Here is a 23,716-nt window from a genome sequence, read left to right as displayed (position 1 = left end):
CAAATATTTTCTATGCTTGAGGTTGAATAAAAATTCCATCAAACTTTAATTCCTTAAGCTTTTCACCAGTTGCAAAACCTTCAATCTCAAAATTTTGAGTTGCTTCTCGCATAAATTCAGTTTCGTATGAGGTACTTGACAGCAGCTCTGTTGTTTCTTTAACATTAAATACTCTAGTTACTGGACTTTTCCAATTCGTGGTAACCTCCGTCCAGTGGTCTATATTTTTATTTAGAGTAATTTGTGCCGGAACTGGATCAAAAGCTTGATATGGATTGATCTTTTCTCCTTTGGTCTGTAAAAGCTGCTCCAGTACCGGTTCAAGTTCATATGGCAACAAATAAGTTTTTTCTCCTCCATCAATATCAGCAATCGTTACATCTATTGGTAAAATTAGTTCCTTATTTACTATTGCTGCAGACTGCAAAATTCCTTGATCGCGCATATCATCATCAAAGAATGAATCAACAAATACTCCTTTTTTGGTGGTAGGTTCTCTTGAATTTGCATCATTGCGTAGACGTTCCTCTGCAACCAGCGCATAAAGATCATTTATTCCTTTTTTCATTGCTTCAAGCTCATTCATCGGTACAGCATGAATAGCATTATTCACTATTTTTACCCCTTCGCCTTTTTTCCACGTCTGATGAATGTAGCAGAGCAAAAGCTGTTCAGAAGGAGCTTTAGGCATCGATGGTCGCCAAGGGTGAGAAATTCCTTTTATTCTCCTTACCACCCCTTTGCTATCGATAGTAATTAAATCAAAGCGGGGCATTTTCCAGGTATAATCTATCAAAACCAAGCTATTATCAACTGCTCCTTTTACTTTGCATCCCTGTTCACTTATATCTTCAGGGCTTACATGAGTACGACAGCGGTAAGTTATTTGATAACTACTTCCAGGAGCTGGTTCTTTACCTGGTAATGACCAATCAACGTTTCCTGCGTTTAATTTGTAATCTATACTATTTTCATAAATAACATTGCCTTGTTTAACTTGAATAATCTCAAGTACTGCAGAGTCAGGTATCGGATCAATAGCTCCAGAGTATGAACCATGAGTAACAGTAATGGTTTTCTGAACAGTTATATCTACTTTTTTAATTTCACTTATTGGAAAATCATTAACCTTCAGTTCCATTACTCTTTGGCTATTTGGCTGAAAAGTATGTGGTTCTGATTCAACTGATTTTATATCTGGATCTTCATCAAAAGAAATGCGAATACTGTGAGGTAACTCAATCTCATAGCCATCAACATGAGCTTTTCCCTCATTAATTACAAATATTTTTTTTCCTCCTTCTCCCTCTTCCTTTTGCAGGAACATTACTTCAAGACCATTTACGACGTAGGAACCATTTGCTTCTTTGTCATAACGAGCAAGAGCAGTAGTTACTATGTTTGCTTGTGGAGGTGGTGAATGTTCTATTAATACTCCATTTTCAATGTTATAGATTGGATAAAACTCTCCTTCAGAAAAACGTGGAGAAAGACCTTCTGCTTGATAACCCCAAATGGTGGAAACTTTAAGCCTTGCAGCTCCTACTTCCTGATAATTTCTTGTACCAATAGCAGGATCACGAAGGTTTTCATCCTCAAGTTCTGTAATCGTAGATTCTACATAATAAACACCTATGCGAACTGTGGTACTCAGTGGAATAACAAATTCTTCTTTTTCAACTTTTCTAACTGCACCGCGCAGATAGATTTTTCCTCCCTCAAGTGTAACTTTACCAGTTTCTCTATCTATAATACAATTGCTTCCTGTTATAACATCACCATCACGAAATATTGCATCGCCTATGCCTTTAATCTTAGAGAGAGCATACTCCTGAGTCTCGTTTAGTTCTGCAGACTGTAGACCTCTTCCTGCTAGAAACAAGCTTTTTCGTATTCTTTGTCAGGATTAAAGCGGTTATAATAGGCGTTTAAAGTCATTTAATGCTAGAAAAATTCAAAAAGTTACAACAAATGAAAAAGTTTCCCGAGTTGCAGCAGTTCTGATAAGTGGTACGGTATGTTCCAAAATCAATAAAATCCCATGTTCTTCTATATCTTGAGGTTCAAAATATCTCTGTCCTTCAGGTAATTCTTCTTTTATTTTAGTACCAACCATAACCCCTAGCTCTCTGATTACTTGATTTGCTGCATCCGTGAAATCGAAAGTAAATTTGAGATAGAGATTATTAGTTGGTACATTTGAGGGCCTAAACCTTCCAGATGGAGTTATAAGTTCACCGTTTTCATCACCTGTGCAGAATAGCACTTCGTCTGCAGTACGTCTGCCAAGTTCATTGAGCAGTTTTTCAGAAGTTATCAGCTCTGGTGGTGTGCTTTCACTATACTCTACAGTAACTTTATCACTTACTGGAATAGAGCTATTTTCCGTACGTTTTATTACATCAGTACTGCCATTAACTGTATAGTCAATACTTGGCTGATAAGTTGTTTGCCCTGTAACAACCTTCACATCTTTAATAGGTTGATGATCAAATTTTATTTCACCCTTAACGAAAGTTTTTTCTACTTTATGGCTACTTTTCCAACTTGAATCACCTGTTCCCCAAGCAAGATGGATAGATTGCTTTTTTATGCTGGCTGCTATTGCTGCTCTTCCTGACTGTGTGAGAATTGACATTTTTAATTAAGCCTCATATATTATATATGTACGATGACTTCAAAATTCGTCCGCAAAAATCAAAATATTTTTTTATATCAGAAAAATTTTTTAGGAGAATAGCTCAGCTCCACAGCTAAACTTTCCAACACCGCGAGCAAATGGTCCGCTAGGAATGTCAAGCCATTTATCTTCTTTTGAACCAGTAGCCATTCCCTTAACCAACTTCCGTGCTTGTAACAGCTCTTGAACTATACGCTCCATTCTATCTCTTCCTATACTGTGAAACTCCTCAGGTAGTCTATGCCGCTGTTTATACACTCCTGTACTTCCTGTATGGGTAAATGGATGTCCAGAAATTGCTGCTCGTGTAATTGCAGTTATAAGATGCTGCTTTGAATCTTTTTCGTTCATATTTTTTATTCTTAATCTTTCAGTTATGTCCTCTAACAATCCTGTTTCTTCATTTCTTAAATAAGTGCGTAAAGTGCGATCAGCCAAACCGTTTGCTTTAACAATTGCTCCATAAAATAATGCGTTCTGTCTTACAGATTCTCCTATTGATTTAAAAATTGTCGGTTTAGCTGTATCTTCCACAGACCAAAAAGCGTATGAACACCTAACACCATTAACAAGAGCAGATGTACCTCTAATGGCATCACGTGCTTGCTCAACAGTCGATATAGGTTTTTCACTTTTTGGCTTTCTCATATGATGAGCAGTAATTATTGATGCTCCAGTGCTACCTGCTAAATCAGATAATAAAGACATCAAATAATCGCCTACGGCTGGGTCAGTATTTAAATCAGCGTGCACAAATGATGCAAGTGGATCAAATACGATTAATTTTAAGTTTTTTATTTTATTAAGTTGTTTTGTTATCAATTCAAATTCAGGAGAAGTCTCTATAACTTTACCTGAAACACTCTTTATGATTGTAAGTGATCCACTAACATTTGGTAATGGTACAATAAAGAGCCTATCCTTATATTTTAATCTCTCGCATTGTGAGTCAAGACGCTCTAAACGACGATGTATTTCACTCATATCATCTTCTGCAGAGAATATTACAACAGATCCATGTTCAGTAACTAAAGGACCAAAACCACATGGCTGATCTTTTCTACTCGCAACTTTCAGTGCTAAATCAAGCAGAAGCATACCTTTACCAGTATCTCCCATTGCAGCTAGAATAGATGTCACTCCTAAAGGAAATAACCCTTCAACAAGAAACTTTTGCTCCGGTACTGGACCTATAAAACGTTCTACGCTCCATTCTTGAATATTAAGCAATTGCTTAACGATGATTTTTTTCGAGTTATTTTCAATGAATTCAGGAATATTCATCTTTTCTTCTATACCATCAGCTGAATCCCATCCCTTTGGTTTATTCTCCGGTATTTCAAGAAGAGTAAGTGATAAAACACCAAGAAAAGTAAGCTTTTTCACAACTTTCTCAGCATATTGTTTACCTGGTTCATCATTGTCTGGCCAAATAATAACATGCTTGCCCTTAAGTGGTGACCAGTCTGTTTTTTCTATTGGTGCATTTGCTCCTAACATTGCAGTTGTGGCAGTCATACCTTGCTCTATCAGAGCATCTGCACACTTTTCACCTTCAACTAAAATCACCTTATCAGATTTCACGATACCTGGAATATTATATAAAGGCCTGGTCTCTGGTAGAGTAAAACTAGACCTTTTTACATCAAAAGGAAGATATCTTTTTCCTGAATCAGTGTTATAACGATAAACTGTAACAATCACTTGATCACTTTCATCGTAATAGTTCCATGATGCCGTTGGTTGCCCCAGAGTGTTATTTTTTTCCGAATAACCAATCCACTTAGCAATATCTTCTATCGTATCAGTAAATTGATTTTTTCCAGTAACAGCAGCCCAAAGATCAAAAATATCTCCTCCTTCTTCGGTAGAAAAATCATGCCATAATCCGGCTTTACTGCCAGTTAACTCCACTATCATACTTTGTCCTTTATTGCCTTGTAGATCACCTACATAGAACTTATCACCACGAAAAGTTCCTCTTGGCAGTAAATAAGAAAGACATGACCTTATATTTGATAGGAGTTGAGTTCTTAATTGTTCTTTCTTCCCTAATAATTTATAATGTCCATTTCTTTGTGAACAATAAATATCCATACCTACCTGAAGAATTTTTATGTTCTAGCTATAACGTTAGCAGTTTTCCAACATCCATTAATCTTATTGATGAATTTTGTTGGTATAGATCTACCGTTTCTAAGTTCATATACTACTTGTAAGATATTTGTACGTTTATTGGGTTGAAATATTACTATTCCAGATGTATAAAAACTTCTTAAAGCGTTAGCACCAACGAGAGCTTGAAATGGATTCTTTTCCAATATAGAGGTAGGTACTTTTTTGGTGTGATTTGTGATGATTATTCCAGCCATAGGATTAATCTTGGAACGTAGTTTTTCTATTGCATGCTGCAGACCATAGTTAACGGAATTATAAGGAGAATCAATCACAACTAAATCAAACTTTTCCTCTACCATATTTTTTATTTTTTCTATACCTTCTTCATTTAAGGTCAAATTCATCTTGTTCGTCACAATTAAGTTTTCTGTTGCTAAATGAGGAAGTTTGTTGAGTTGTTGTATACGTTCTCTAATGTAATCATATTCCATTTCGTTTTGTAGATAGAATATTTTTAGCGGTCTTGTAGGCTTCATGCCAAGAAATGATCTTCCTGCTGCCAGATGTACTAATAGAGAAAGAAGAAAATGACTTTTGCCAATCTTTGGAGTACCACCTATGACCAAAAGACCACCTGGTGTCAAAATTCTTGGGCCTATTATATCTTTTGGCATTGGTGATTTATCGTTTAAGTAATGGTTTACAGAAAATGCTTTTTCTTCGTTTTGTTTTTCTTGTAATATGGAACTTCTTTCATCTTTACCGTTCAACCATGTTTCAGCAGAATCTATATTACCTTTAACTAAAGTCCAAAGGTCTATTATATTTCCTTTCTTTTCTTCGATCAGGTTGTACCAATTTCCTGCATTTTCTCCTTCCATTTCAACTATTATCTTATTTCCATTTCTACTGCCAATATAGAATTTATTTTGGTAAGATTTGCCTTCAGGTAACAAATAATACCAATTCCCACTATATAAAGAACAGATAGACAATAATGGGAAAGAAGTGATACTAAAGTAGATAAAATAGAGAGGTATAAATGGCATTAAGGTCAAAACTATTAGACGAAAAAGTTGTAAATTTGGCGAAAGAAATGTTAAAAAAGGTCAGAAATAACGCATATGTTTCAAAAAAGTTACAAGCGGTGATAGCAGGAAAAGAAAGTAGTATAAGCGCTGTGGCAAGAATATGTAAAATTTCAAGGACTGCTTTGACTGAATGGATAAAGCATCTAAAATTTGGTAGAGTAGAAAGATTATTTTCCCCGTCTCAGCGGCGAAGAAAAAGCAAATTAAACAAAAATCAACGTGAGCAAATTGAAATATGGGTAGAAAGAAATCCAAATATTACTATTAAGGAAGTGCAAATAAAAATCTCAGAGGAATTTGGCCTAAACATTAGCAAATCAACAGTGCACCGTGAGATACAAAGGATGAAGTTTTCTTACATAACACCGAGGCCAATTCACCATAAACAAGATAAAAACAAGCAAGAAGAGTTTAAAAAATACTTCAATAAAATAGTCAATTCCCACCCTGAAAAGGAGGTATTTTTTTGATGAATCACGATTTGGAACTCATTCAAAAATCGGACACGGATGGTTTAAAAAAGGGGTCAGAACACAGGTTAAAATGAAAATTGGTAGACAAAATTTCTATATCTACAGTGCGGTAAATCCAAGAAGTGGTAAGAAAATTAGCCTACTTGCTCCATATGTAAACACTGATTGTATGAATATATTTCTGGAGCAGATGTCGAAAGATTTAGGCACGAAAGAAGCCTTTCTTGTAATGGATTGTGCAAGTTGGCATAGATCAAAAAGTTTGAAAATTCAGGAAAACATTACCATCATATACTTGCCTCCTTATTCACCGGAACTGAATCCTGTTGAAAGGTTGTGGCAATATATCAAATACAATACTTTACGCAATAGTATCTACGATACCATAGGTTTACTTGAAGATGTTTTGTGTAATTTTATTGTCAATATTTCCAGTACTACTATTAAACGAGTTTGTAATGTTTCTTATTTGTTCGGTCAGTAATGGATTTTGGTATAAGATAAACAATCTTTGATATTATTAATTAATAATGATTTTATTTTTAAAGCATTTTTAGATGAAAAATCCATAAAATTCTCCTTGTTTATTCCAAATTTGTTCAACATATTTTTTAGACGTTTAAAGTCAAGATTAGCCAGCTCACAAACAGTTTCAAAAGATCGTGAGCGAATCCATTGACAAGCCTCTTTTTTAAGTTTAGGGTTTTTTCCTGCTGCATCCTGAATAGCTCTAGTAATAACAGCAGCCCACAACTTTCCTTCGTCATACTTCAAAATGGCAACCAATCATCTTGAAAACTTTTTTGTAATTCTGGAGTAATAACTGTAGTAATCCTATTTCTATCTCCGTATGTATTATTAGTTTCAACGCCTACTTTTGCTGTAAACTCTAAATCGTTGAAATCAGCTATAGAGTTTATTCTTCTAGCGGTAACTGCTTTCTCTGAAGTGTCATTTGCATGAATATTTCTGGATGATTCCAAAATACTACGCAGCATAGAACGTCCAGATTCTCCCCAGATGTCTTCTTCACCTTCTGCTTTGCCATTTTTGATACCTATAATCTGAAAAATCTTGCGTTTTGCATATGGACCTTCAGTGACAGTAAATTCAGTGTTTAAATAGATGCTGCCAGTAGTGTAGTTTTTAGTGAACCAATTTTCATAACCTCCAGGCTTTATTGCCATTTTTACCTTGACTATTGTACCTTTCGGTATTAAACTGCTCTGCAGTTTTGCATTATTAAAATCAGTTAAAAAATCTTGTAGCATACGCTCTCCTATAAGTTGACTTTAAAGTGAAAGTTAGCTATTCCATTAGCTGCCAATGACCATTTATCTTATCGACAAGTTTATTTTGCACGCGTTCACCATTACGAAGCTCAAATACTATCTGGCGTACACTACTTTCTTCATCATGAGCAAACATCACCATACCAGTACTGTAAAATCCACGTAAAGATCCAGCACCACTTAGGCCTTGAAATGGATCTTCTTCGAGCATCTTTTTCGATAATTTTTTTGTATGATGAGTGAGTACAATACAAGCATCTGGATTGACAGCACTGCGTAGCTTCTCAAGAGTCTTTTGCAGAAAGAACAGCAAGCACTATTATCATTTTCATTCCCATATTCACTGCTAAAGATGTTACGTAATGGATCTATGGCCAAAACATCAGGTTTAAAGCGTTCATTTACAATCTCCTTAATTTCACTTATTTCATCATGATTAAATGATAAGTGCACTTTTGGCGTAATGATTAAGTTGTTAGCAGCTACATTCAAAAGTTCATTATCAAGTTGTTGCAAACGTTCTTTCATATATTCATATTCAATTTCAGTTTGCATGTAGAAAATTTTTAAAGGTCTATTTGAAGCCATACCAAGAAAAGAAACACCTGCAGCCATATGAACGAGCCATGAAATCAAAAAGTCGCTTTTGCCGATTTTAGGTGGGCCACCCAGTACCAATAAGCCTCTTTTTGTTAAAATTCTTGGTGAGATTATATCCTCTGGTGTTGGCGATCGATCGTCCAAGTATTCTTTCACACTGAAAAAAGGAATTTTTTGACCAATAGTTAAAAAGTTTTGTAGCATATAATAACCTCCTATATGTTGGGCGTGACAGGTTGAATTGCAAAAGCTTTAGTTTTAATTTTTGTAAGAAGTTTTCCTAGATGCGGTTCTTCAACCATATTAAGGCAACCACTTCGATCTTTAGCAGGATATCCCCAAGAATTAATCGTCTGACAGACAAATGAACGAACCTCTGTACCATCATCTTTCTTGATTCCAACCATACTAATTACTTCGTCAACTATCCCAGGAATTTCACTTGCAGTTTTAGCTCCTTCACATTGAGGTAGCCAAGTCGAGCGATTGAAATCATCGAGGTATTGTCCAAGAGTTCCAACTGTAATGATGTCTTTATTTGGAATATGTTGAAACTGATTGAGCCAAGCCATCATCTCTTGAGCAAGTAACCCGTAAGCAGCTCTCATATCTTGTTTTCCTGATCTTTCAGAAAAAGCTTCAGGTTGCATTTTTGCCCATAATAGACATAAACGAGAGGCTACTGTAATACTATCGATAAAAACACATCGATACTTGAGAAACTCTGAAGAAAGCTCTTTGTATTTACTGGATACATGCTCATAGTGTCTTTGGCTATACGCTGAGTCAGATTTTAACGCAGGATTAGGACCACCTATGAGACATGCAATATCTCTTGCCTCATTCCAAGTACGAATACTTACAGAATCCCCTTGCCAATCTTGAACAGCAAGTAAACCTGCCTCAAAATCAAGACAAAGTGTTGGTTCATTTATGGTCTTTAAGAGACTAGTTTTACCTATACCATAAGGACCAAAGATGACCATTTTTATACCTGTTTGAACTTTTAGCCGTTCATTGCTGTTCATTATTTTCATTTTTCTCCCAGTACCTAAATATATATGTACGATGACCTAGGCAATTCGTCCGCAATTTGCAAAAAAAAATTTTTGAGCAAATATAATCGAGAGCTTATAACTTCTCTAAAACTGAGAATTTATTGCGTATTCGTTCTAGTGTGCGATAGATAGTTGTCTTTGGTATTTTGGTTATTACAGAAACTTCAGTAATAGTAAATACCTTAAGTAATTGACATAAATTACTATCTTTTTCAGACAAAGTTGAAATTATATTATTTATATCAGTGCGAATTATCGCTTCGATTTCCGAGTTCCTATGATCTGGAATATCGTCGTTTATATCATCAAAAGTTATATTACGTTTTAGACATAACTGATTGCGTAACATATTGCGAGCACAATAATTAGCTAATCTAGCAACGAAAGTACTAAAACTACTTCTTTTCTCATCGTGCCGGTTAAGATATTGCCAAACCTGACAAAAAAGCTCTTGTTCTATATCTTCGAGACTTTCGTTAATAAAACAGCTTTTGGATTTAAGGCGCGAAGCTTGAAATCTCACATGTTTAACAATTGTAGAATCGATTCCTTGATAAGAATTCTTCATAAAAACTCCAAAAGTTTCATGAATAGAGATTTTTACCAAGACTTTGTATGACTAATTTATTATAAAAAAGTAGTAATAATTTTTTTATCTAAAAGAATAAAATCTTTAAAAATTAAAATAAGATTTAAACGTTTTGATACACTACTGAAGCTACTTTTTCATAGGTAAAAAACTACCAATTTCGTACCTAATTTCTGAGTTACTAATTAGTATTTCAGAAAGCAGTAATCGTTAAGTTATTGATAATATTGTCTTTTTTATGTTCTATTCCTAAAAGCCGTTTCTAAAGTTAAGTGGCTAAAATCGGCCAGTAAAGAGGGTTTACGGATTACTGAAGTCTTATATATATTATATATATATTTAAATACAGGTAAAATATAATATATGATAATATAATAATATAAATATTGGCGTAATATAAGTTATGTAAAATAGTTATTAAGATAAGTAAAGATGAAAAAAACTCAAATGGCAGGATATGAAATTTTTTTTAATTTTTTTTCAAAATTGCGGACGAATTTGCGAGTCATCGTACATATATATTATACAGGGCATTGAACTTTAATTACACAAAGGAGTTTTTGTACGTCAATCTTAACACTAGATCTCGGCAAACAAACGGGCTGGGCAATTCTAACAGATGGAGTAATTGAAAGTGGAAGCAAAAGCTTTCATGGTAGCCGTTTCAGTGGAGGTGGAATGTGTTTTTTAAGTTTTCACAATTGGCTTAATTCTTTGAAACATGAGTTCACTGCAGTGTATTTTGAGGAAGTAAGAAGACATCTAGGAACTGATGCAGCTCATTGCTATGGTGGTTTTCTTGCAGTGCTGTCTGCTTGGTGTGAAGAGAACAATATTCCCTACCAAGGTGTTAATGTTAAAACTATAAAACGCTTTATAACAGGCAAAGGTAATGCAAGTAAGAGTGAAGTTATTGAAGCTGTAAAGGAAAAAGGGGTTTTGCCTAAAGATGATAATGAATCTGATGCTTTAGCATTAATGTTCTATGTTATGGATTTCAGTAAAGATATTAATAAGATGAAAAATCCATAAAAAGTGGGTCCTTTCGGCCATAATGGCGGGTTTGGTGGGTCAGACTTCAGGCCTTCTTTAGCGTCAGAGATATTTTGAATATTAACTTTTTAATTATTAAGATATGAATTTAGCAATCCACTACTATCCTGTTGAAAACCTCGTCGAATATAAGCGTAATCCTCGTAAAAATGATGATGTAGTCAACAGAATGTGTGCTTCAATCAGGGAATTCGGCTTTCGTATTCCAATAGTTGCAAAAAGTGATGGTACTGTGGTTGATGGTCATTTAAGACTTAAAGCAGCAAGAAAACTTGGTATGGAGAGTATTCCAGTGGTCTTAAGTGATAATTTAAATGAACCACAAACCAAAGCTTTTCGATTACTGGCAAATCAATCAGCTAATTGGGCAAAGTGGGATGATGATCTTTTGAAGGTGGAAATTCAAGAATTAGAAGATTTGCAGTTTGATCTTAAAATGACTGGATTTGAATTAGAAAAAGTTCAACATTTCCTTGATGATTTAGATAGTGAAAAAGAAGATTTTTCTGACTTGGTTGGTGATGAAAAAAGGGTAAAAATAACAAAGCCAGGTGATCTATGGATTTTAGGTGATCATCGAATCTATTGTGGTGATAGCTCTGTAGTTGAATCATATAAAGCGGTATTAGACGATAAAATGGCAGATATTACCGTATGTGATCCTCCATATAACGTTGATTACGGTAGCAGTCAAGACAAAAAGATATTAAACGATAATCAAGGTGAAAGGTACGAACTTTTTCTCTATGATATTTGCACTCATATTTTAGCATACACCAAAGGTGCAATTTATATCTGTACATCATCATCAGAATTTTCGACGTTACAAAAAGTATTTGAAGAAGCAGGTGGTCGTTGGTCAACATTCATCATTTGGGCAAAGAATCATTTTACACTAGGAAGATCTGATTATCAAAGACAATACGAATCAATGCTCTATGGGTGGAAAAGCGGCAATAAACGTGAGTGGCATGGCGGTAGAAATCAAAGTGATCTATGGTTTTATGATAAGCCAATACATAACTCACTGCACCCAACAATGAAGCCAGTAGAGCTAATGGAGAAAGCAATAGTTAATAGCAGCAGACCTGGGGATACTGTACTTGATCCATTTAGCGGTTCTGGCAGCACACTGATTGCATGTGAGAGAACAGGAAGAATTTGCAGAACAATAGAGCTAGATTCAAAATTTGTAGATGTAACGATAAAACGTTGGCAAGTATACACAGGTAGGGAAGCAATTCTTTCTGGTACTGGCAAAACTTTTGCACAAATTCAAGAAGAAAAACAGCAATAAAGGGGCAAAAGAAGTGGAAAAGATCACACAAACGGAATGGGCAAGAGAGATAGGAGTTTCAAAGCAATATGTCTGTTATTTAGTAAAAAAAGGAATAATTGAGTTGGAGAATGGTTTGGTAAATAGAGAACAAGCAAATGAAGCAGTAGCGGCAATAAGAGATCCAAGTCAGCCACTTAGGAGGAAAAATCCAGAAAACGAAAATACAAGTAACCTTTCCACGATGTTGCTAAAAACTCGAATAAAAAATGAAATGGAACGAGGTAAACTTCTTGAGGCGAAAGCTAAGGCTGAGATTGGTGAACTTGTAGCAGTAGAGGAAGTAAAGCGCGATGCATTTAATGTAGCAAGAGTTGTCCGTAATAATTTGCTTAATATTCCAAATAGAGTTTCAGCACTGCTTGCATCACTGAGTGACACTGAAAAGATTCATATGGCGCTAACCGAAGAGATTACAAACTCATTACAAGAATTATCTAATATTAAGTTTTAAATAATGTCTGCTAACTTAAGTTTAGAATTAATAAAGTGTCTTATTAATCAACCAGGAGTGGATGTAAATGTTAGAGGATTAAATGGGAAAACCCCACTACATTATGCAGTAGAAATTAACGAGCTTAGTATGGTTGCTCTCTTACTAAATAGGAAAAATATTAATCCACTGATCACTGATGATAATGGTAAAAGTGCGCTGGATTGTGCAAGAGAAGAGATATTACAAGCACTAATCAATCACAAATATGGATTGGAGAAAGATAGCTTACTTCACTTAGCTGCGATGTTGAATGAAGCAAATGCTGTAAGGTTTTTACTCGACAAAGGGACTAATGTTAATGAGCAGAATGCTTTACTACATACACCGTTACACTTAGCGGCAGGAGCTGGGCATGAACAAATAGTAGAAATTTTAATTAGAGAAGGAAATGCGGACAAAGATGTTCTTGATGCGAGAAATCATGCAGCAATTCATTATGCAGTAAACAACAAGAAGCTAGGAGTAGTAAGAGGTTGTCCGGAAACAAGTAAAAGGCTATAATATCTGAAATTTTAGTACGGGGTAAAGATGAGAAAAAAGTATCCAACAGATCTAAGCGAAAGGGAATGGGCAAGAATAGAAAAACACTTCAGAGTATCATACAAGAAAGGAGGAAGGCTGCCAAAGTATAGCAAAAAAGAAATATTAGAAGCAATTTTCTATGTATTGCGTACAGGGTGTCAATGGCGGTATTTACCAAATGATTTTCCGCTATGGAAGACTGTGTATGAGCAGTTCAGGCAATGGAAGAAGCAGGGAATTTTTGAGAAAATGAATTATGAAATTACAAAATATAGTAGAAGAAAAATAGGAAGGAATGAGCAGCCGAGTGCCTGTATAGTAGATAGTCAATCTGTAAAGACTACAGAAAAGGGGGGATCAAAGGCTATGATGGAAGTAAAAAAGTAAAGGGTAGAAAAAGGCATATAATTACAGACACTCAGGGTTTTATACTAGGTTGTTACGTAGGCGCTGCTAACGAAAATGATAGAGATGGTATTAAAATAGCATTAAACAATATGAGAACAAAATATACTAAAGTTAAAAAAATGTGGGCTGACATGGGATACCAAGGAAGAAATTTAAAGAATCACATAAAGGAAGAATATGACATAGATATTGAAATTGTTAAAAGGCCTCCATGTAGATTTTGGGTGCACAAAGATACGCCACCTGAGCTACTACCAACAAGAGAACAAGGGTTTAAAGTACAGCCAAGAAGATGGGTTGTAGAAAGGACTTTTGCTTGGGTTAATAGGAATAGAAGGCTATCGAAGGAGTATGATTTACTCACAACATCCACTGAGAATTTCATATACCTAGCTATGAGTAGGGTTATGTTAAAGAGGGAATATGCTTGAATTTACTAGTTTCCGGACAACCTCTAAAATTACTTTCAAATCTTGGTGCGAATGTTAATGTAGTTGGCAGCGGCAGAAATGCAATGAAATTATCTTCTTTGCACGTAGCTATAAGTAGTAGTAATTACGACGAAAGGGACTTATGTTTAGATATTGTAAGATGCTTAATAAATGTTCCTAATGCTGGGGTTAACTTACAAGATTATGAAAATAAAACGCCACTACATTATGCTGAAAGGCTGAAAACAATAGAAGTTTTACTAACGCGAGAAGATATAGATCCTTTAATTAAGGATGATAATGGCAAGACACCATTTTGTTATGCAAAAGAAGCAAATAGATTAGATATAGTAAAGATTTTAGCAAGTAATAGATACGGAGCTGATAAAAACAGTTTGCTTCATTTAGCTGCCAGAAAAGGATATGAAGACCTAATAGACGGTATTCTTGGTGAAGGAGTTGAAATAGATGCTGTAGATGAGAGTGGAAAAACGGGAATTTATGTTGCTGTAAAGCATGGTCACTTTAACGTAGTAAAGTTGTTGCTAAAGAGAGGAGCAGATGCCACGGATGTTTTTCAGTATGCAATAATAACGAACAACGCAAAATTAATAAAATTACTGAGCAAAGAGAAGGAAATAGTGTTATTTGGAAGACAGAAGAACTTTCCAACATTTCATTTATTGAGCAATAAATATTTTGAAGAAAGGAAAATAGCAGACAAAAAAATAAAGAAATATATCAATATCGTCTGTGTTTCTATAACAGTATGTGCAATAGTGATAGTGGGAATTTACCCTAACATTATAGCTGCGGTAATGGTGGGAATAGTTGCGCTCATAGCTGCAATAGCAATGAGTAATTTAACTCAGAAGTACATAGAAGAAGCACTTGAAAAGAAAATGTTTATTGAACTCGAAAGTGAGAAAACAAGTGAGTGCAGTTCTATTTTAAGTGATGTTGAGGTATCATCTAATGATGGTGAAGAGCTAGCGATATGATATATGCTACATCTTTTTCTGAAGGTTTAAAGCCAGATCCACTACTTAAAGTGTCAGAGTGGGCGAATGAGTATCGAGTTTTAGCGCCAACTGCAGCATCAGAGCCAGGTAAATGGAGAACAGAAAGAACTCCTTATTTAAAAGAAATCATGGATTCACTTTCTCCGTCCTCACCAGCAGAAAAAGTAGTATTCATGAAAGGAGCGCAGATTGGAGGAACAGAAGCTGGTAACAATTGGATAGGCTATATTATAGATCAGACTCCTGGTCCAATGTTAGTTGTGCAGCCAACAGTTGAAATGGGAAAGCGTTGGTCAAAAGGAAGATTTGCGCCGTTAATAGAGAGTACGCCATGTTTAAAGAGTAAAGTAAAAGACCCAAGGTCAAGAGACTCAGGCAATACTGTACAAAGTAAGGAATTTCCAGGTGGAATAGTAGTAATAACCGGAGCAAATAGCAGTGTAGCACTGAGATCTATGCCAGTAAAATATCTCTTTCTTGATGAAATAGACGCCTATCCAGGAGATTCAGGTGGTGAAGGAGATCCAGTGCTGCTCAGTATTGCTCGAACTAATACATTTGCACGGCGAAAGATTTTTTTAGTATCAACACCAACGATTCATGGAATAAGCAGAATTGAGAAAGAATTTGAAGCAACAGATAAGCAGTACTTTTTTGTACCATGTCCGTATTGTAATTACTATCAAGTTCTAAAATGGTCACAAATTAAATGGGAAAACAACGACTCAAGAACAGCACATTATGTCTGCACTGAATGTAGCGGCAAAATAGAAAATCATCAAAAGACAGAGATGCTTGAGCGTGGAGAATGGAGACCTACTAATAGAGTAAAAGGTGAGAAAAAAGGATTTCATCTTTCAAGTCTTTATAGTCCAGTAGGCTGGTATAGCTGGACTCAAGCAGTAGAAGATTTTCTTCATGCAAAAGAAAGTGAACAATTACTAAAAGTATGGATAAATACTACGCTTGGAGAAACCTGGGTAGACAAAGGAGAAGTACCAGATTGGAAGCAATTATTTAACAGGAGAGAATTTTTTCCCGTAGGCACAGTACCTAGGAGAGAAGTGGTGCTTACTGCAGGAGTAGATGTCCAAAAAGATCGTTTAGAAGTAGAAGTTGTAGCATGGGGAAAAAGCCGCGAAAGTTGGTCAATAGAATACCGAGTATTTGAAGGTGATACTGGAAGAGGAGAAGTATGGGGAAAACTCTCTGAGCTCTTAAATCATCATTTTATCGGTGAAAATGGTCTTGAATACATGATAAGTATGATGGCGGTTGATGCTGGGTATGCGACACAAGAAGTATACAATTGGGTAAGAGGTCATCAAGGCTCTGGAAGAGTAATGGCAGTGAAAGGTGTAAATAAAGCTCTAGTACCACTTAGCAGCCCAAGTAGAGTAGATATAACAGTTGGTGGTCAAAAGCTAAAAAGAGGAATAAAGCTCTGGCCAGTAGGAGTATCGATATTAAAGTCAGAGCTTTTTCAATTACTTAATGTTTTAAAGGACGGTGAAGAAGCTCCAGCAGGATACTGTCATTTTCCCGAGTATGCACCTGAATATTTTAAGCAGCTAACGGCAGAGCAATTAGTCAGCAAAGTAGTAAAAGGTTATACCAAACAAGAGTGGCAAAAGGTAAGAGAAAGAAATGAAGTATTAGACTGTAGGATTTATGCAAGAGCAGCATCGATAGCACTGGGAATAGATAGATGGCCAGAGAGTAAATGGAATAGTTTAAGTGAAAAACCAGAAAGTAAAAAATCAAAGAAAATAGTGAAAAGCAAATGGATCAGCGAGTAGTAAATGTATAACGAAGATTATCTAATTCAAGTCGAAGAAGCGATAAAGAAACTACAAAACGGAGAGCGAGTAGTATCAATTGCATATGGTGACCATGTTGTAAGATATGCTGAAGTAGATATAAATGATTTACTAAGCTTAAGACAACGTATTAAGGCTGAATTGAAAATTGCAGGTATGAAGCCAAAGAGAAAAATTGTTTTTTCAACAAATAAAGGGGTTGACAAAATTATGTAAAAATGTTATAGTTTAGAGTTGATATCTTACAGTGAATAATATGGATCAAAGTCAAGGAAGGCTTAATGTTAATGTAAATTTTGAGGGGGAATTTGCTCAGTATCTTACAGAAATGGCAAAAGTTCAAAATAGAACTATTGAAGAAATTGTAAAAGATCTAGTAGAAGAAGAACTTGAGGTAAGTAAACTATCTGAAGGTGACGAAATGGATGAAGGAGAAATAGCTCTACTTGAACTTGCTGCTAAACGTAATGTTCCTGGAGCAAAAATAATTAGACATGAAGATATCAAGTGGGAATAATTTACCAAATTGGTTATTTAGAAGGTGTAGATACCGAAGATCTTCCTTCTCTTCCGAAAACAATACGGTTAAGGGTGCAAAAAGCTATAGAAAAACGTCTCACAATTATTCCTGATAAAGTAGGTGAGGCTTTATCGCATAAATGGGTAGGCTACTTTAGGTTGCGTGTTGGCGATTATCGAGTCATATACTTAATAGATAACTCAGAGCACATGGTCAAAATTGCAGCAATAGGACATCGAAAAGAAATTTATAAACGTAGTCCAGAGTAATGACTCTCTACATACAATCTGTTGACCAAATTCTCTAGCAACTTGCTATAATTTTTCAATGTCAAATTGTGCAACAACTTGTTGCATAATCAAAGAGGCAAAATGTTATTAAAATCATTCAAACAACTATTTAACAAACCAAAGATAAAAAGCTCAGCCTGGGATGCTGCAGGCTCAGGAAGAAGATTTTTTCACTTTCAACCAGAGTTAGGAAGTATAAACAATTTGCTGTCTCAAAACCTTGAAACTTTACGTAGTAGATCACGTGATATGGTGAGAAAAAATCCATATGCAGCAAATATTATTGATACAATAGTAAGTAACTCTATTGGAACAGGAATAAAACCGCAATCAAAAGCAAGGGATGGGGAATTTCGAAAGAGGGTGCAAGAATTATGGCTAAGATGGACAGATGAAGCAGACAGTAACGGAGTAAGTGATTTTTATGGATTACAAGCTCTAGTATGCAGAAGTATGATAGAGGGAGGAGAATGTTTTGTACGTTTAAGAACGAGAAAGCTGGAAGATAGATTTTCTGTGCCATTACAACTGCAAGTACTTGAGTCTGAACATTTAGATAATAAAACAAATCAAACTTTAGGAAATGGTAATGTAATAAGAAACGGGATTGAGTTTAACAAGCTTGGGCAAAGAGAAGCATATTACCTATTTAAAGAACACCCTGGTGAAGGCTCATTTGGTGAATCAGTGAGAGTGCCAGCAAATGATGTTTTACATATTTATAGACCATTAAGACCTGGGCAAATTAGAGGAGAGCCATGGCTTTCGAGTATACTGCTAAAGCTCTATGAACTTGATCAATATGATGATGCAGAATTAGTGAGAAAAAAGACAGCAGCGATGTTTGCAGGGTTTATTACAAGGCTCGATCCTGAAGCAAATATTTTAGGAGAAGGTGAAAGTAATGAGCAAGGAGTAGCACTATCAGGTTTAGAGCCAGGAACAATGCAGCTTTTAGACCCAGGAGAAGACATAAAATTTTCAGAGCCATCTGATGTAGGAGGAAGTTATGAAGCATTCATGAGACAGCAGCTGAGGGCAATAGCAATAGGCACAGGGATAACATATGAGCAACTAACAGGAGATTTAACGGGCGTTAATTATTCATCCATTCGAGCAGGATTAATAGAGTTTCGTCGTAGATGTGCTATGCTGCAACACAACATTATGGTATTTCAATTTTGCAGACCAGTATGGAGTAGATGGCTAGAATTAGCAGTACTCTGTGGAGAACTGAGTATAGATAAAAAAGTAGCAAAAGCAGCGAAAGAAGAAGTAAAATGGATACCACAGGGATTTGATTGGGTGGATCCTTTAAAAGACCAGCAAGCACAACAAATGGCAGTAAGAAATGGATTTAAGAGTCGATCAGAAGTGGTTTCAGAGCTAGGTTATGATGTAGAAGAAATAGACCAAGAAATTGCAGAAGATCAAAGACGTGCTAGTTCCTTGGGTTTAAGTTTTGATTCCGACGTTACTACTAATCAAGAGATAATATGAAAAACCAAGCGATATGGCTAAACAGATGTGTAATGGTAGAACCAAGGAGTTTTGAATTACTGTCACTACAAACAGGAAAGCAGCCTATCTTTAAAAATATAAAACATGCGGTAAGAAATAGTGAAAGAGGAATAATACCAATACATGGAATCTTGACGAAAAAGTCAGAAGTTTTTGATGATGTATTGGGGATGACATCGTATGAGAAGATAAGTGAAGAGATAGAAGAAGCTTTAATAGATAAAGAAGTAGAAACAATAATTTTGGACATAGACAGCCCCGGAGGAGAAGTAAACGGTTTATTCGACCTTTCCGACTTTATTTACCAAGCAAGGAGAAAAAAGAGGATTGTGGCAATAGCAAATGATGATGCGTATTCTGCGGCGTATGCAATTGCATCAAGTGCTGAAAAAGTATTGGTAACTAGAACTTCAGGAGTTGGAAGCATAGGAGTAATAGCAAGTCATATAGATCAAAGTGGGTTTGATGAAAAACAGGGAATAAAATATACGACAGTATTTGCAGGAAGTAGAAAAAATGATTTAAATCCACATGAGCCAATAACTTCTGAGAGTTTAGAAAGCCTAAAAAGCGAAGTGAATCGTTTATATGGAATGCTGGTTGAGCTAATAGCACGCAATAGAAACCTTTCTGTAGAGGCAATAAAATCAACAGAAGCAGGGCTATATTTTGGCGAGAAAGCAGTAGAAATAGGTCTTGCAGATGGAATTACAATTCTTTCAGAGTTTAAATCTATTAATAAAAAAGGGGATATTACTATGAATGAAAAAACTACAAATGACCTAGAAACTGACAATTTAACTAAGTATCGTACTGAAGTTCTTGAATTAATACGTTTATGTAACTTATCACGAATGCCAGAAAAGATAGGAGAATTTATTGAGCAAAGCGTAAGTGTTGAGCAAGCCAGGGAAGTTTTAATGGAGTTACTTGCAGAGCGAACGAAGAAGACAGAAATACTAAGTGCAATACCACAGAATTCAGGAGAAGAGTTGATGATGCAGGTAGCGAAAAGTCGTGCGCAATCAAACATTTAAAGTATGTGTATAACCGCCGTGTATAACAACCACAAATATGGCGGTAAAAAAATAAAAAAAGGAGAGAAAAAGACATGATAAGTATAACTGAAGGAAATAATTTAGGCGATCTTCTGAAATATGAAGTGTCCAACCTATATTCAAGAGATCAAATAACAGTAGCCAAGGGACAAAATCTAAAGCTGGGAAAAGTAGTTGGTTATGATACTAAAGATGGTTTTATTAAAGCTTTAAATCCAACTGCCACAGATGGGACACAAACGGCTATAGGAGTGATAGCAAGCGATGTAAACGCAAAGGAAAATAGTAAAGGAGTAATTATTGCTCGTGGTGCAATACTAGCAGATCATGCAGTTGTATGGCCAGCAAATATCATTGAAGAGCAGAAAACTGCAGCAATAAAGCACCTTGAAGGACGAGGGATCATTATCCGCAAGGGAGCTTAAAAAAACTATTAAAAATACAAAAGGGGGAAAAGAAAAAATGCAAAATCCATTTACAAATACAGCATTTAGCATGACGGCACTAACAAATGCGATAAATATATTGCCGATAAATTATGGACGAGTTGAAAATTTAAATTTGTTTCCAAGTAGGTCAGTAAGATTTAGACATATTACTATAGAGGAGCAAAATGGAGTATTAAGTTTACTACCAACGCAGTTACCAGGAGCACCAGCAACAGTAGGAAAACGTGGAAAACGAAAAATAAGAACTTTTACCATTCCACATATACCACATGATGACGTAGTGTTGCCTGAGGAAGTACAGGGAATAAGGGCATTTGGGTCAGAAAGTGAACTGAAAGCATTGGCAGATGTAATAACTGATCATTTGCAGCTAATGAGAAATAAACACGCAATAACGTTAGAACATTTGAGAATGGGAGCGCTGAAGGGAATCATTCTTGATGCTGATGGGTCGGAGTTATTAAACCTTTACAACGAATTTGAAATTACACCAAAAGTAGTAAATTTTGCATTGGGGACTGCGACAACCGATGTAAAGCGTAAGTGTCTGGAAGTATTGCGCCATGTTGAGGACAATTTAAGTGGTGAATATATGACGGGGATTCATGCACTGGTAAGTCCAGAGTTTTTTGATGCACTAATTTCGCATAGTAAAGTGAAAGAGGCATATGAAAGATGGCAAGAAGGAGCAGCGCTGAGGAATGACATGAGATCAGGATTTACGTTCTGTGGAATAACATTTGAAGAGTATAGAGGGCAAGCAACCGACCCTGAAGGAACCGTAAGAAGATTTATAGAAAGAGAAAGTGGAAACTGTTTTCCACTAGGAACAGCGAGCACATTTACAACGTATTTTGCACCAGCAGACTTTAATGAGACAGTAAATACTCTTGGACAGCCACTTTACGCGAAACAAGAGCCAAGAAGATTTGATAGAGGGACCGATTTACATACGCAGTCAAATCCTCTGCCAATGTGCCATCGTCCGGCCGTTTTAGCGAAAATAGTAACAACATAGTAGGGTCCCCACATAGAAAACTCTATTTATGACCTTAAAAATATACCATAAAAATATAAGATATGCAATATGTTTAAAATAATATGTAAAGACTTTTAGAAAAAATGGTATGCAGAAAAATATAAAGAGATTATTTAAAGATTGTTTTGCCCATTTAGGAGAGTTAGCTTTGTATGAGTCGAAAAATAAGGCGTACATGGTACAAGTATTAAAGCAAGAGCCAGATAAATTATACGAGATTGGTGAAGGGCAATTTGTAGGAGAAACTTTAGTGTTGGAAGTAAGTGCGTTTGATGTACTGCAGCCAATTGTAGATACCGTCTTGCAAGTCAACAAAAAAATTACAAAAATTGTTCAAGCTGTATCATAAAATTAAAAAATACTTCCAATTCACATTTTGTGTAACGGTACACAGATTATAGTTAGTGAATATGTTGATAAGTAAATTTCCGCTTTTTTGTACGTATAAAATTAATTTACTTATCAACATATTCACTAACCAGTTACAAAATTTGTGTAAGATACTATTTTACATAATTGGAGCGTTTTTTGATTTTAAAGCACTAAACTTTCAGCCAAACTCCTAGCTCTGTAGTTTTTGATATGATCTGGATCAAAAGCCTTCTTTGACCTTAAAACACCAAAAACAATATGGAGTAACTTACGCATTGCAGCTCCCACAATGGCCATGTTATGCTTGCCTTTCTCTTTTAACCTTTTGCAAAAAGTCATAATAGTAGGATTATGATTCTTAGCTACTATGGCAGGAAAGTACATTGCCTTACATAATGTTCGTGAACCGGATTTACTTAATCTGGGCTTGGCATGTACAGACGTACCTGACGTTATATTTCGTGGTATAGCTCCAGCATATGCTGCCAATTGCCTGGCATCCTTGAAAGCTTTTATGTTAGGAACTTCAGCCAAAATAGCTACTGCTGATTCTTCTCCTATTCCTGGAATGGTCAATAGAAGTTGAAAATTTTCCAACAATTCTTTGTGTTTATTTAATAGTTCACGTAAGGAGTTTTTTATTCTTTCTATTTTTTGTTTTATGTTCATTGCAAGGTCTTCCCAAGCATTTGCAACTTCTTTAGGCAGTCTCTCTTTTTTTTCTAAGTGGTTATTTACTAATGTCAATTCATCTTTTAACGCAGCCGAGCAACGATAAAGATGCTTTAATTTCTTTAACTCAGGAGAAGGTGGTGCCCAACGAATAGGTTCCTGTCTTTGGCAATAATCGGCAATTATCTCTGCATCAGTCTGATCATTCTTTTGTCGTATAAGCTTACTTTTTGCATAAAATCTTATACAAGCTGGATTAACAACACTCACAAAATGTCCAGTATTGTGTAGAAATTCAGCTAAGGCTTCACTATAACAACCAGTAGCTTCCATGCAGGCTTTTACTTGTTCTACATTATGCTTTTGTAGAAAGCTCAGTAAACCTTGAAACCCATGATCATTATTCTTGAAACTCCTTTTCCTGGTTTCACGTTTTCCTTTGTTGCTTATGAATGAAAGAGAAACATCAAAGCGATCTTTTGATATGTCTATACCCAAAAAGTTGTTGATCATATATAACTCCATACGTTACTATTAAAATGAAAAGTAAGGCTAACCTTGTGGATACAGAATTATAAACATTTAGGTCTTTCTACGATACCGTTCAGCCTATACTTTTGAGAAGGGAACTCTTGTCTACCACACAGATTTTATATCTAAGGAGATATTCAAAGTTCTTCCCTTCTCCACCTAATGCTTAAGCTTAAAACATCAGATGCTTTTGACAAGATACAAGGAGATATTTTTGTTATAGGTGACCGTAAATATAAAGTATATTCTCCACCGCTGCAAGATAATTCAGGAAT

General features: G+C 35.6%; 22 protein-coding genes and 4 pseudogenes. 16 read left to right on the top strand and 10 right to left on the bottom strand.

Going from position 1 to position 23,716, the window contains the following annotated elements:
* Window positions 1–10: 10 nt before the first annotated feature.
* The 4 genes and pseudogenes from ABWU24_RS01400 to ABWU24_RS01385 all read right to left on the bottom strand — a co-directional run bounded on the left by ABWU24_RS01400 (window position 11) and on the right by ABWU24_RS01385 (window position 5,847).
* A pseudogene (locus tag ABWU24_RS01400) lies at window positions 11–1,938 on the bottom strand (DUF4815 domain-containing protein).
* A 16-nt stretch (window positions 1,939–1,954) separates the two neighbouring features.
* Window positions 1,955–2,638, bottom strand: a complete 684-nt coding sequence (locus tag ABWU24_RS01395; protein ID WP_208571553.1) for a hypothetical protein — start codon at window positions 2,636–2,638, stop codon at window positions 1,955–1,957.
* Window positions 2,639–2,728: 90 nt separating this feature from the next.
* Window positions 2,729–4,777 carry an AAA family ATPase gene (locus ABWU24_RS01390; RefSeq protein ID WP_353274315.1) on the bottom strand — a complete coding sequence of 683 codons (2,049 nt, stop codon included), beginning with the start codon at window positions 4,775–4,777 and terminating at the stop codon, window positions 2,729–2,731.
* 17 nt (window positions 4,778–4,794) lie between these two features.
* Complete coding sequence (locus ABWU24_RS01385; RefSeq protein ID WP_353274313.1) at window positions 4,795–5,847, bottom strand: AAA family ATPase; 1,053 nt, start codon at window positions 5,845–5,847, stop codon at window positions 4,795–4,797.
* Between ABWU24_RS01385 and ABWU24_RS01380 the strand changes: the two genes are divergently transcribed.
* Window positions 5,841–6,846 (top strand): IS630 family transposase gene (locus ABWU24_RS01380; RefSeq protein WP_353274215.1). Its coding sequence is split into 2 segments (ribosomal slippage): window positions 5,841–6,350 and window positions 6,352–6,846, totalling 1,005 coding nucleotides; the frame shifts between segments, so codons are not numbered across the junction. The genes ABWU24_RS01385 and ABWU24_RS01380 overlap by 7 nt on opposite strands.
* Here the strand turns inward: ABWU24_RS01380 and ABWU24_RS01375 are convergent.
* The 5 genes and pseudogenes from ABWU24_RS01375 to ABWU24_RS01355 all read right to left on the bottom strand — a co-directional run bounded on the left by ABWU24_RS01375 (window position 6,840) and on the right by ABWU24_RS01355 (window position 9,880).
* Complete coding sequence (locus ABWU24_RS01375; RefSeq protein ID WP_353274311.1) at window positions 6,840–7,148, bottom strand: hypothetical protein; 309 nt, start codon at window positions 7,146–7,148, stop codon at window positions 6,840–6,842. The genes ABWU24_RS01380 and ABWU24_RS01375 overlap by 7 nt on opposite strands.
* Entirely contained in the window at window positions 7,133–7,633 is a 501-nt protein-coding gene (locus tag ABWU24_RS01370; RefSeq protein ID WP_353274309.1) for a hypothetical protein, read from the bottom strand. Before ABWU24_RS01370 ends, ABWU24_RS01375 begins: the two co-directional genes overlap by 16 nt.
* 37 nt (window positions 7,634–7,670) lie before the next feature.
* Window positions 7,671–8,458 (bottom strand): annotated as a pseudogene (locus tag ABWU24_RS01365) (AAA family ATPase).
* Window positions 8,459–8,469: 11 nt separating this feature from the next.
* Window positions 8,470–9,291: an ATP-binding protein gene (locus tag ABWU24_RS01360; RefSeq protein ID WP_010082113.1), complete on the bottom strand. Its 822-nt coding sequence runs from the start codon at window positions 9,289–9,291 to the stop codon at window positions 8,470–8,472.
* 94 nt (window positions 9,292–9,385) lie between these two features.
* A complete protein-coding gene (locus ABWU24_RS01355) occupies window positions 9,386–9,880 on the bottom strand; it encodes a sigma-70 family RNA polymerase sigma factor (RefSeq protein ID WP_190321275.1) in 495 nt (164 codons plus the stop codon).
* Window positions 9,881–10,471: 591 nt separating this feature from the next.
* Between ABWU24_RS01355 and ABWU24_RS01350 the strand changes: the two genes are divergently transcribed.
* From ABWU24_RS01350 to ABWU24_RS01280, 15 genes and pseudogenes are all read left to right on the top strand, one after another.
* Complete coding sequence (locus ABWU24_RS01350; RefSeq protein WP_341823232.1) at window positions 10,472–10,933, top strand: crossover junction endodeoxyribonuclease RuvC; 462 nt, start codon at window positions 10,472–10,474, stop codon at window positions 10,931–10,933.
* Between the two features lie 103 nt (window positions 10,934–11,036).
* Window positions 11,037–12,251: a DNA modification methylase gene (locus tag ABWU24_RS01345; protein ID WP_353274307.1), complete on the top strand. Its 1,215-nt coding sequence runs from the start codon at window positions 11,037–11,039 to the stop codon at window positions 12,249–12,251.
* Window positions 12,252–12,264: 13 nt separating this feature from the next.
* Window positions 12,265–12,744: a hypothetical protein gene (locus ABWU24_RS01340; RefSeq protein ID WP_006280180.1), complete on the top strand. Its 480-nt coding sequence runs from the start codon at window positions 12,265–12,267 to the stop codon at window positions 12,742–12,744.
* A 3-nt stretch (window positions 12,745–12,747) separates the two neighbouring features.
* Window positions 12,748–13,257: pseudogene (locus tag ABWU24_RS01335) on the top strand (ankyrin repeat domain-containing protein); the annotation flags it as partial.
* 57 nt (window positions 13,258–13,314) lie between these two features.
* A protein-coding gene (locus ABWU24_RS01330) for an IS5-like element ISWpi1 family transposase (protein WP_264374449.1) occupies window positions 13,315–14,147 on the top strand; the annotation gives its coding sequence in 2 pieces (ribosomal slippage) (window positions 13,315–13,684 and window positions 13,684–14,147; 834 coding nt in all).
* Between the two features lie 23 nt (window positions 14,148–14,170).
* Window positions 14,171–15,148 (top strand): annotated as a pseudogene (locus ABWU24_RS01325) (ankyrin repeat domain-containing protein); the annotation flags it as partial.
* The gene (locus ABWU24_RS01320; RefSeq protein ID WP_012673198.1) at window positions 15,145–16,968 is read left to right on the top strand and encodes a phage terminase large subunit family protein; all 1,824 of its coding nucleotides are present in this window, start codon (window positions 15,145–15,147) and stop codon (window positions 16,966–16,968) included. The pseudogene ABWU24_RS01325 and the gene ABWU24_RS01320, both read left to right, overlap by 4 nt.
* 3 nt (window positions 16,969–16,971) lie before the next feature.
* Window positions 16,972–17,205, top strand: a complete 234-nt coding sequence (locus ABWU24_RS01315) for a gpW family head-tail joining protein (RefSeq protein WP_010962704.1) — start codon at window positions 16,972–16,974, stop codon at window positions 17,203–17,205.
* Between the two features lie 40 nt (window positions 17,206–17,245).
* Window positions 17,246–17,506, top strand: a complete 261-nt coding sequence (locus tag ABWU24_RS01310) for a hypothetical protein (protein WP_012673197.1) — start codon at window positions 17,246–17,248, stop codon at window positions 17,504–17,506.
* On the top strand, window positions 17,497–17,778 hold the full coding sequence (locus ABWU24_RS01305) for a type II toxin-antitoxin system RelE family toxin (RefSeq protein WP_010962706.1): 282 nt from the start codon (window positions 17,497–17,499) through the stop codon (window positions 17,776–17,778). The genes ABWU24_RS01310 and ABWU24_RS01305 overlap by 10 nt, the downstream gene beginning before the upstream one ends.
* Before the next feature lie 102 nt (window positions 17,779–17,880).
* A complete protein-coding gene (locus ABWU24_RS01300) occupies window positions 17,881–19,299 on the top strand; it encodes a phage portal protein (RefSeq protein WP_012673196.1) in 1,419 nt (472 codons plus the stop codon).
* Complete coding sequence (locus ABWU24_RS01295; protein ID WP_006280203.1) at window positions 19,296–20,357, top strand: S49 family peptidase; 1,062 nt, start codon at window positions 19,296–19,298, stop codon at window positions 20,355–20,357. The genes ABWU24_RS01300 and ABWU24_RS01295 overlap by 4 nt, the downstream gene beginning before the upstream one ends.
* A gap of 74 nt (window positions 20,358–20,431) precedes the next feature.
* Window positions 20,432–20,803 carry a head decoration protein gene (locus tag ABWU24_RS01290; protein ID WP_010082142.1) on the top strand — a complete coding sequence of 124 codons (372 nt, stop codon included), beginning with the start codon at window positions 20,432–20,434 and terminating at the stop codon, window positions 20,801–20,803.
* A 37-nt stretch (window positions 20,804–20,840) separates the two neighbouring features.
* Window positions 20,841–21,845 carry a major capsid protein gene (locus tag ABWU24_RS01285; RefSeq protein ID WP_353274305.1) on the top strand — a complete coding sequence of 335 codons (1,005 nt, stop codon included), beginning with the start codon at window positions 20,841–20,843 and terminating at the stop codon, window positions 21,843–21,845.
* A gap of 109 nt (window positions 21,846–21,954) precedes the next feature.
* On the top strand, window positions 21,955–22,215 hold the full coding sequence (locus tag ABWU24_RS01280; RefSeq protein ID WP_341815862.1) for a hypothetical protein: 261 nt from the start codon (window positions 21,955–21,957) through the stop codon (window positions 22,213–22,215).
* 185 nt (window positions 22,216–22,400) lie between these two features.
* Here ABWU24_RS01280 and ABWU24_RS01275 read toward each other — a convergent pair whose 3' ends face one another.
* On the bottom strand, window positions 22,401–23,423 hold the full coding sequence (locus ABWU24_RS01275; RefSeq protein WP_070357039.1) for an IS110 family transposase: 1,023 nt from the start codon (window positions 23,421–23,423) through the stop codon (window positions 22,401–22,403).
* Between the last annotated feature and the right edge of the window lie 293 nt (window positions 23,424–23,716).

Origin of the sequence: Wolbachia endosymbiont (group B) of Hofmannophila pseudospretella, assembly GCF_964028515.1 — a bacterium.
Lineage (GTDB): Bacteria > Pseudomonadota > Alphaproteobacteria > Rickettsiales > Anaplasmataceae > Wolbachia.
Note: the sequence above shows the minus strand (reverse complement) of the source record. Positions and strands in the feature narration are given on the sequence as shown.